The organism is Sphingomonas sp. (assembly GCF_032114135.1).
Lineage (GTDB): Bacteria > Pseudomonadota > Alphaproteobacteria > Sphingomonadales > Sphingomonadaceae > Sphingomonas.
The window spans coordinates 756,400-763,471 of record NZ_DAMCTA010000002.1 but is presented as its reverse complement, the minus strand read 5'-3'; the positions used below and the strand labels follow the sequence as shown (position 1 = coordinate 763,471).

At 68.3% G+C, this 7,072-nt stretch carries 7 protein-coding genes and 2 tRNA genes (1 of these 9 cut by a window edge); 5 read left to right on the top strand and 4 right to left on the bottom strand.

Annotated features, from left to right (window positions below):
• The 3 genes from RT655_RS15700 to RT655_RS15690 form a co-directional block, all read right to left on the bottom strand.
• Positions 1-52 (bottom strand) — tRNA-Asp (locus RT655_RS15700); it reaches 125 nt to the left of the window's first position.
• 70 nt (positions 53-122) lie between these two features.
• Positions 123-199 (bottom strand) — tRNA-Asp (locus tag RT655_RS15695).
• A gap of 46 nt (positions 200-245) precedes the next feature.
• On the bottom strand, positions 246-1,466 hold the full coding sequence (locus tag RT655_RS15690) for an AI-2E family transporter (protein ID WP_409530284.1): 1,221 nt from the start codon (positions 1,464-1,466) through the stop codon (positions 246-248).
• A gap of 130 nt (positions 1,467-1,596) precedes the next feature.
• Here RT655_RS15690 and RT655_RS15685 point away from each other — a divergent pair, with 130 nt between their 5' ends.
• From RT655_RS15685 to RT655_RS15670, 4 genes are all read left to right on the top strand, one after another.
• Positions 1,597-3,063 (top strand): glycerol kinase, encoded by a 1,467-nt coding sequence (locus tag RT655_RS15685; protein ID WP_313538437.1) that lies wholly within the window; start codon positions 1,597-1,599, stop codon positions 3,061-3,063.
• An 11-nt stretch (positions 3,064-3,074) separates the two neighbouring features.
• Positions 3,075-3,809, top strand: coding sequence for a carbon-nitrogen hydrolase family protein (locus RT655_RS15680; protein WP_313538435.1), 735 nt, complete (start codon positions 3,075-3,077; stop codon positions 3,807-3,809).
• 87 nt (positions 3,810-3,896) lie between these two features.
• On the top strand, positions 3,897-4,358 hold the full coding sequence (locus RT655_RS15675) for a MarR family winged helix-turn-helix transcriptional regulator (protein WP_313538433.1): 462 nt from the start codon (positions 3,897-3,899) through the stop codon (positions 4,356-4,358).
• Positions 4,359-4,398: 40 nt separating this feature from the next.
• Positions 4,399-5,697, top strand: coding sequence for an FAD-dependent monooxygenase (locus tag RT655_RS15670; RefSeq protein ID WP_313538431.1), 1,299 nt, complete (start codon positions 4,399-4,401; stop codon positions 5,695-5,697).
• On the opposite strand, the gene RT655_RS15665 is transcribed toward RT655_RS15670, so the two are convergent.
• Positions 5,622-6,125: a DUF2306 domain-containing protein gene (locus RT655_RS15665; RefSeq protein WP_313538429.1), complete on the bottom strand. Its 504-nt coding sequence runs from the start codon at positions 6,123-6,125 to the stop codon at positions 5,622-5,624. The two genes, RT655_RS15670 and RT655_RS15665, sit on opposite strands and share 76 nt — an antisense overlap.
• A gap of 137 nt (positions 6,126-6,262) precedes the next feature.
• Here RT655_RS15665 and RT655_RS15660 point away from each other — a divergent pair, with 137 nt between their 5' ends.
• Positions 6,263-7,069, top strand: coding sequence for a LytTR family DNA-binding domain-containing protein (locus tag RT655_RS15660; protein ID WP_313538428.1), 807 nt, complete (start codon positions 6,263-6,265; stop codon positions 7,067-7,069).
• The last annotated feature ends 3 nt before the right edge of the window (positions 7,070-7,072 follow it).

Below are 7,072 nucleotides of genomic sequence, written 5' to 3'. Positions count from 1 at the left end.
CGCGACCTCCGGCGTGACAGGCCGGCGCTCTAACCAACTGAGCTACACCCGCTTGCTTCCAAGCGAGGAAATCTTGAACGGCCAATCGCCGCCGGATTCCATCTGGAGTCCCGCAAGGCGAGTGGCGCGAGTGACGGGGCTCGAACCCGCGACCTCCGGCGTGACAGGCCGGCGCTCTAACCAACTGAGCTACACCCGCTTGAGCCAAGCGAGGAGGCGGCACCTAGCCGCGTGTTTTCAGGCTGTCAACCGGATTGATCGAGGTTCGCGCGACGACGCGAGCGAATGTCCGCAGGATCGCGCACCAGCGTGCCCTGCTCGAACAGGAAACCGGCGATATCGGGCTTGCCCGCGGCATTGAGCACGGTCTGGATGATGATCAGCAGCGGCACCGCCAGCAGCGCGCCGGTGGTGCCCCACACCCAGCCCCAGAAGCTCAGCGAGATCAGGATCATGATCGGGTTGATGGTGAGGCGATGCCCGACGATCAGCGGGGTGACGACATTCGCCTCCACGAGGTGCGCCGCGATCATGATCGCCGGGGGCACCATCGCCGTGCCGATATCGGCGTAGGACATGAGCCCCCCCACCGCGAGCAGCAGCGCCGCGATCACCGGGCCGATATACGGGATATAGTTGAGCAGCGCGACGATACCGCCCCACATCAGCGGCGTCGGCATGCCCATCAGCCACAGTGCGGCCGCGACGATCAGGCCCAGCGTGACGTTGATCAGCGTGATCGTGCCCAGATAGGCCGAGGTATCGTCCACCACGTCCTGGATCACCCGCGCGGTCGCCATCGCGCCCCCGAAGCTGGATCGGCTGGTGATCGCGCGGCGGCGCAGGCGGGTCCAGCCGGCTAGAAAGAAGTAGATGACGAGGATCGCGAAGAACATCTCGATCAGCGCCGACGGGGCCGAAGTGGTGAACAGATCGAGCAGCGACGTCGGCGGCTGCGGCGCCTGTACCACCGGCTGGCGCACGGGCGCCGACGCGAAGTTGTTGAGCGTCTTGTTCACGAACCGCTCGAGGTTCGAATAGAAGCGGATCAGCGGTTCGAGATTGTGCTGGATCTTGGGGATGCTCTCGGGCAGCCGGCGGATCCATTGCCAGGCCGGCACCACGATCGAGGCGAGCGCGACGTTCGCCGCGGTGAGGAACAGCAGCACGCAGACGAAGGCAGCGATCGGCGCCGGCAGCCGGTGCCGTTCCAGCCATTCGAGAAAAGGCACCAGCGCGATCGCGATCACCAGCGAGGCGGTGACCGGCAGGAAGAAGCGCGCGCCCGCCTGGAGCGCGAAGGGCAGCGCCAGCACCAGCCCCATGCCGGCGATCAGCACCAGCGCGGCCATCAGCCGGTCACGGCGCAGACTGGGTGCGGGTTCCTCGCCCTCCCAGTCGTCGGGCAGATCGGCAGCTGCGATCGGATCGGGAACGCCCCCCGCCCCGCCACCGTCTCCACCCATCATCCCGGTACGCTGGTCCACGCGAAAATCCCTTTCTGGTACAGTCTAGAGGCGCGATCGTCTTGCGGCAATGCAAGGCCCTAGCACGGCGCAATTGCGGCCGCATCTGTTGCCAGCTAGCCTAAATCGCATGGCCGAATTGCTTCTGGTTATCGACGAGGGCACCACCTCGACCCGAGCGATGCTCTTCGCGCCTTCCGGTCAATGTGTTGCGAGTAGATCTGCAGAACTGACGCAGCATTATCCCGGCCCGGGCCTCGTCGAGCATGATGCGAACGAGATCTGGCGGCAAAGCCATGCCTGCGCGGCGGCGATGGTCACGCTCGCCGGGGGCCCGCAGCGGATCGCGGCGATCGGCATCACCAACCAGCGCGAGACGGTGGTGTTCTGGGACAAGACCACGGGGGAACCGCTCGCCCCTGCGATAAGCTGGCAGGACCGCCGCAGCGCAGCGCTGTGCCAGACGCTGCGCGAGGCGGGCGAGGAACCCGGCATCCAGGCGCGTACCGGATTGCTGCTCGACCCTTATTTCTCCGGCACCAAGATCGCCTGGGCAATGACCAACTGGCCGCAGCTTCGCGATGCGGGCGATCGACTGGCGATCGGCACGGTGGAGAGCTGGCTCGTGTGGAAGCTCACCGGTGGGTTGCACATCACCGATGCCACCAATGCCTCGCGCACCTTGCTGATGGGCCTGGGCAGCGGCGGCTGGAGCGATGGGCTGGTCGACCAGTTCGATGCACCCCGGGCGGCGCTGCCCGAGATCGTCGACTGCGCCGGCCGTTTCGGGGTGACCACGATATTCGGCAGCGCAATTCCGATCTGCGGGCTGGCGGGGGACCAGCAGGCGGCGACGATCGGCCAGGCCTGCCTGACGCCGGGCGACACCAAGGCGACCTATGGCACCGGCGCCTTTGTGCTCACCAATGCCGGCACGCTGCAGCCGCGCTCGCGCCACCGCCTGCTCGCGACGGTGCTGTGGCAGCTGGGTGGGCGGCGCACCTATGCGCTGGAGGGATCGGTGTTCGTCGCCGGCAGCCTCGTCCAGTGGCTGCGCGATTCGCTCGGGCTGATCGCGAACGCGCAGGAGAGCGAGGCGGTGGCCCGTTCGGTGCCAGACAATGGCGGGGTCTATTGCGTACCCGCGCTTACCGGCCTCGGCGCGCCCTGGTGGGAGCCGCAAGCGCGCGCGGCCATCTCCGGACTCAGCTTTGCGGCCGGGCGGGCGCACATCGTGCGCGCCGCGCTGGAGGCAATGGCGCACCAGAGCCACGACCTCGAAACCGCGTTCGCCGCGGACGGTGCCCAATGGGGCCGGCTGCGCGTCGACGGCGGCATGATCACCAACGACTGGATCGCGCAGGATCTGGCCGACATGCTCGCCCTCCCCGTCGACCGCCCCGATTTCGCCGAGACCACCTCGCTGGGCGCTGCGATGCTGGCCGGGCTGGGCTGCGGCATGTTCGACAGCCTCGACGACGCGGTGATGATGCGCGGCACGGTCCGGACCTTCGAGCCGCAGATGGAACCCAGCGTACGCGCTGCACGACTGGCGGGATGGCGCGACGCGATCGCCCGCGTGCTTACCGACTACTGAGCGCCGCACCGATGCGGATCGCCGCGGTTCAGTGCCACCCCGTCCTCGACGATCCCGAACAGACCATCGCGGCGATCGTCGATCGGCTGCGCTGGGCCGACACGGAGCAGGTCGATCTGCTGCTGTTTCCGGAAGCATGGCTGCTTGGCCATGCCTATGACGCGACGCTGGTTCGGGCACACGCCGAAATCGCCTCCGCCCTCGCCCTCCCCGCATTGTGCGCGCGGATCGCCGGATTTTCCTCCACCCTGGTGCTCGGTGTGTTCGAGCAAATGGGGGCGCATACAAGCAACAGCGCCGTGGTGATCGAAGCAGGCCGGATCGTCGGACGCAATGCCAAGGCCCATCCGAACGAGGACGGCGTCACGCCGGGCACCGGCTTCCCGATCTTCCTGCGATCCGGCCTGCGCTATGGCATCAACATCTGCAACGACTCCAATTTCCCGCACGCCGCCGCGCGGACTGCCGACCAAGGCGCCGGGCTGATCCTCTACCCGCTGAACAACCTGCTCCGCCCCGAGACCGCCGCACGCTGGCGCGAGAGGAGCCTCGCGAACCTTGTCGCCCGGCCCCGGGAAATAGGCTGCTGGGTGGCTTCCGCCGACGTGGCGGGCATGGCGAACGACCGCATCAGCTATGGCTGCACGATCCTCTCGCCAAGGGGCGATATCCTGGCGCGCGTGCCCGAACTGCAGGAGGGCGCGGTCCTGTACGATCTGCCGATCGAAGACCCGCGCGCCGCATAACGCCCGCCCCGCTCGGCGCGCGGGAAGCGCCGACAGCGTGGCAAAAAGCGCCTCGCGCGCGCGTGCGAATTCCGGCACGGAGCAGCCATGGCCCCGCGCAACGACGATATCCATCCCGACGCCGCAGTCGCTCCCGGCTATCTCGCCAATCATGCCGCGCGCGTGTTCAACCGGCTCGTCGACACGCTGTTGAAGCCCGAGGGCCTGTCGCTGGGACTGATCGGGCCGATCCTGTTGCTGCGGTGGAAGGGGCCGATGCCGCAGCGCGATCTCGTCCGACACGCGGCGGTGAAGCAGCCCGCCATGGTGGCGACGCTCGACAAGCTCGAGGCACTGGGGCTGATCGCGCGCACGCCGGTACCCGGCGATAGGCGATCCGCGTCGATCGCGTTGACTGAGCGCGGTGCGGCGATGGCGGATGCGGGCCGTACGGCGCTGCTGGATGGTAATGCGACGGGAACGCAAGGCTTTACCGAGGCGGAGGTGGCCATGCTGGTCACGCTTCTCCAGCGCTTCATCGCCAATCTGGAAGCGTCACACGGAACATAAATATCACTAGTGATGTTTCTCGTTCGAAGGAGACATCACCATGCCGCAGCGAATCCTCATCACCGGTGCCAGCGTGGCCGGCGCCACCACCGCCTGGTGGCTCGGGCGCCACGGCTTCGACGTGGAGGTGGTGGAGAAAGCACCGGCGTTCCGCGAAGGCGGACAGAATGTCGACGTTCGCGGCGCCGCCCGCGAGGTGCTTCGCCGTATGGGCCTGGAGGCAGCCGCACAGGCCCGCACCACCGGCGAGCGGGGCACCGACTGGGTGAATTCGGGCGACCGCCCGATCGCGCGGTTCGCGGTCGACGACATTGGCGATGGCCCTACCGCCGAACTGGAGATCCTTCGCGGCGACATTGCGCGGCTGATCTTCGAACCTGCCGCCCGACATGCGCGGTTCCGGTTCGGTGACGGCATCGCCGCGCTCACCCAGGATGCTGATGGCGTCGATGTCCGCTTCGAAAGCGGCCGGGCGGCGCGCTACGATCTGGTGATCGTCGCCGAGGGCGTCGGCGCGCCCACCCGCGAGCGCGTCTTCCCCGGCGAGACCCGATCGCGCTGGCTGGACATCACCATCGCCTATTTCTCCATTCCGAGGACCGCCGCGGACGGCCCGTTCGCGCGAGTGCACAATATCACGCGCGGGCGCGGCGCGACGTTCAAACCCGGACCAGACGACAGGCTGCATGTCTATCTCGGCCAGCAGAAGACGCCCGGCGACGAAGCGCAGTGGGGGCCGGCGCGCCAGAAGGCCTGGCTGCACCACCTGTTCGATGGCGAGGGCTGGCAGTTCCCGCGCATCCTCGCGGGCATGGATGCCACCGACGACTTTTATTTCGACGTGCTGCGGCAAGTGAAGATGCCGCGCTGGTCGAACGGCCGGGTGGTGCTCACCGGCGATGCCGCCTGGTGCGCGACGCCGATGTCGGGCATCGGCACCTCGCTGGCGATCGTCGGCGGCTATGTGCTCGCGGGCGAGCTGGCGCGCAGCGGCGGCCATCGCGCGGCGTTCGACAGCTATGAACGCATCCTGCGGCCCTATGTGCAGGAGGGGCAAAATTTCCCCAAGCTCCTGCCGCGCCTGCTCTGGCCCCATAGCGCCGCGGGGCTGTCGGTGCTGCGCGGCGCGATGCGGCTGGCGAGCACGCCGCTGGTCCGAAAGACGTTCAGCAGGCTTTTCGTGCGGGACTCCGAGGCGATCGACCTTCCCGACTATCCCGCGCCGCCCGCGCCCCGCGACAGCGATGGTGCCGTGGCAAGCGGTCAGGTGAACAGCCAACTGCCCAGCAACCGTCCCGGCAGCAAGGTGAACAGCCCGGCAACGGCCAACCCGAGATAGGTGAGTGACATGACCCGGCGGTGCGCCTCGATCCGGTGGCGGCGAGCGAGGAGAATGCCGCGGGGGATCATCACCAGCACCACCACCGACAGCAGATGGATCGGGCTGAGGCTGCCGGTCATCCCGCGCAACCCGAAGCTGGAAAGCGCCGCGACCAGCATCAGCACCGCCCACAGCTTGCCCAGCAGGCGATGCAGCGCATCCCCCTTGTGCCGGACCAGCACATAGGCGCCGAGCGGCAGTGCCGGCAGCACGGCAACCAAGTGGATGACCAGCCAGAGGTTGCGCATGCTTGACCGGGCGACGGCGCCGCTTGCAAGGCCGTGCGCGAAGGCCAGCAGGATGGCACCACCGGCGATCACGCCCAGGGTGACGATCAGCCGGTCGCGTGCGGGGAGCAGGAAGCCGGGATGTGCAACGTCGTTCATCAGTATCTCCTTTCCGCCCATGATGCCGCAGGCCCGGCTCCGAGCGAGCGGCTTTGCAGGAATGGTCGGATCGGCTTCGCGAGGGGTTCGCTCACCGTGCGGACGTACCGTTCGCGAAGCGTGAACGGGCCCGCCGCATGAGCGGCACGCGCAGGCTGTTCGCGGAGCTCGCGATTCTGGGCGGGCTGATCCTGGTGCTGGCGGCGCTCGGGCCGTTCGGATCCTACGCGACGCCGCTCGGCCCGCGCCTGCTGCACTGGGCGCTGTACCTCGTCACCGGCTATGCGTTTTTCCGTCCGGTGATTGCGGCCGGCAGCGCGCTGGCCCGGCAGATGGGCATGTCGCGGCTCGTCGCGATTGCGGTCGCTTGCGTGCTCGGCGCCTTTCCGACGAACGTCATCTTCGTGTTCGCAGCGGCGGGTCCGGCGTGGCGGTCGGTGACGGCCTCCGATCTCGCGGGCGCCTATCTGCAGACGCTGATAGTCGGCGCGACGGTGACGATCGTGCAGCTGCTTGCCGAGCGCGGCGCTGTCCCCGCCTCCCCTGCCCCGCCGACGCCTGCGCTTCCCGATCCCCAACCGGCTGCGGCTGCCGACGCGACCGAGCAAGAGGTCGCGCCCGCCCTGCTCGACCAGCTGCCGCCCCATCTTCGCGGGCCGATCCTCTGCCTCGAAAACGAGGATCATTATGTCCGCGTGCACACTCTCCATGGCAGCGCGCTGGTGCTGATCCGGATGCGCGATGCGGTCGCGCAGCTGGAAGGACAGGGCGAACGAGTTCATCGCAGCTGGTGGGTCGCCCGCCGCGCGGTGGCCGGCGCCGTCCGGCAGGATCGCAACTGGAAACTGCGGCTGATCGACGGCCGCGAGGTGCCGGTCGCCCGCGCCAGCGTGGCCGATCTGCGCGTACTTGGATGGTTGGGGGACGCGCCGCCCGCCGCCTGACCC

What these genes read in the sequence shown, in the direction of transcription:
- RT655_RS15690 (WP_409530284.1), bottom strand. Translation starts at nt 1,466, where the DNA reads ATGGGTGGAGACGGTGGCGGGGCGGGGGGCGTTCCCGATCCGATCGCA.
- RT655_RS15685 (WP_313538437.1), top strand. Translation starts at nt 1,597, where the DNA reads ATGGCCGAATTGCTTCTGGTTATCGACGAGGGCACCACCTCGACCCGA.
- RT655_RS15680 (WP_313538435.1), top strand. Translation starts at nt 3,075, where the DNA reads ATGCGGATCGCCGCGGTTCAGTGCCACCCCGTCCTCGACGATCCCGAA.
- RT655_RS15675 (WP_313538433.1), top strand. Translation starts at nt 3,897, where the DNA reads ATGGCCCCGCGCAACGACGATATCCATCCCGACGCCGCAGTCGCTCCC.
- RT655_RS15670 (WP_313538431.1), top strand. Translation starts at nt 4,399, where the DNA reads ATGCCGCAGCGAATCCTCATCACCGGTGCCAGCGTGGCCGGCGCCACC.
- RT655_RS15665 (WP_313538429.1), bottom strand. Translation starts at nt 6,125, where the DNA reads ATGAACGACGTTGCACATCCCGGCTTCCTGCTCCCCGCACGCGACCGG.
- RT655_RS15660 (WP_313538428.1), top strand. Translation starts at nt 6,263, where the DNA reads ATGAGCGGCACGCGCAGGCTGTTCGCGGAGCTCGCGATTCTGGGCGGG.